Raw genomic sequence first — 1,571 nt, forward strand, 5'->3', positions numbered from 1 at the left:
GGGACCCTCAAGAAAAATAGAGGCGCGGGTTGGCCTGGAATATAAGATAAACGATGAAGACGTTGTAACAATAATAAGCAGGTACTAATAGCACACCTTTTCAGAATAAGGTTATGGCACTTTCTCGATGCCCTCAATTATTGTTTTTATTGTATATTCTGATTCTATAATTCCTGTATATGCGTTCTCAAAAACTCTTTATACACGGTAACGTTTTAGTTTGAATGAGTATAGATAATGGGCTTTACAATGTCACACAGGCATATAATATGGGGCATCTAAAAATCGCAAATCATGGGTTCATTGCAAATAGTAGAACAGCAGCACTTGTAGGAATAGACGGAACCATAGACTGGACATGTTTACCAGACTTTAATTCTACCCCTGTTTTTGATGCTATACTTGACTCAAAAAATGGAGGTTATTTTAAAATTAAACCCATTATGGAATGCTACGTTAAACAATTTTATGAGGAGTACACGAATATATTGATTACAGAATTTATAAAGGATGGCCGGGTCATTCTCAGGCTTACAGATTTCTTCCCGATTTCAGAGTCCGGCACAATAAATTTCCCGGAAATACATAGATTTATAGAAGCACCAAGTTCTGATGTTGAGGTGTCTATAGATTTCAAACCAAATTTTAATTTTGGCGCAGGCCAGAAAAAAATAACAGGAAATAGTTATGGATACCTTTTCACTTCAGAAAACCAGACACTTGGCATTTCTACTAATATTAAATTAATTAAGGGAAGGGGAAATGTCTATAATAACATTATTTTGAAGAAAGATACATCCGAATGGATAGTTATACAGAGTGGAGTAAGGCAGATAGGAAATGTAAAACAATACAGATCAGACTACAGATTGGAAGAAACTAGACGGTACTGGAAATCATGGGCCGTGAAAATAAATTACAATGGTCTGTATCGTGATTATGTTATAAGATCGGCAGTCACATTAAAGGGGCTTTTCCATGGACCCACAGGAATGATGGTGGCAGCCCCAACAACAAGCCTTCCTGAGGTAATAGGGGGTGAAAGAAATTGGGATTATAGACATACATGGATTAGGGACACCGCCTATGTAATAGAAGCTTTTTCTTTCATTGGTTTGACCGAGGAACCGGCAAAATTCCTATATAATATAATGGCAATAATTCAGCGGGATAAAAAGTTAAAAACAATGTATACGATAAACGGCGATGACAACTTAAATGAGGAAATAGTAAATCTTTCAGGGCATATGGCATCTCTTCCGGTCAGAAGTGGAAACAAGGCGTCGGACCAGCTTCAAATAGATCAATACGGATCCTTAGTAAGCGCTATATTCAGATTTCAGGAAGCAGGTGGCCTTGTAACTACACAGCTCTGGGATTTTGTAATTCAACTTCTGGACACACTTAAGGATTTATGGAAATTGCCTGATTCAAGCATTTGGGAAATTAGATCAGAACCAAAGCACTATCTATATTCTAAATTAATATCATGGGCTGCATTTGACAGAGCAATTAAAATGGGCAAGGCACTTGACTATCATGCACCATACAGTAAATGGCTCAGTATAGAA

Annotated in this window: 1 protein-coding gene; it reads left to right on the forward strand. The window is 37.2% G+C overall.

Going from position 1 to position 1,571, the window contains the following annotated elements:
* Window positions 1–224 precede the first annotated feature (224 nt).
* Window positions 225–1,571, forward strand: a 1,347-nt coding sequence (locus AMDU4_RS10910) for a glycoside hydrolase family 15 protein (RefSeq protein WP_290705123.1), incomplete at its 3' end; no start/stop codon positions are given.

This window comes from Ferroplasma sp. Type II (assembly GCF_000496155.1).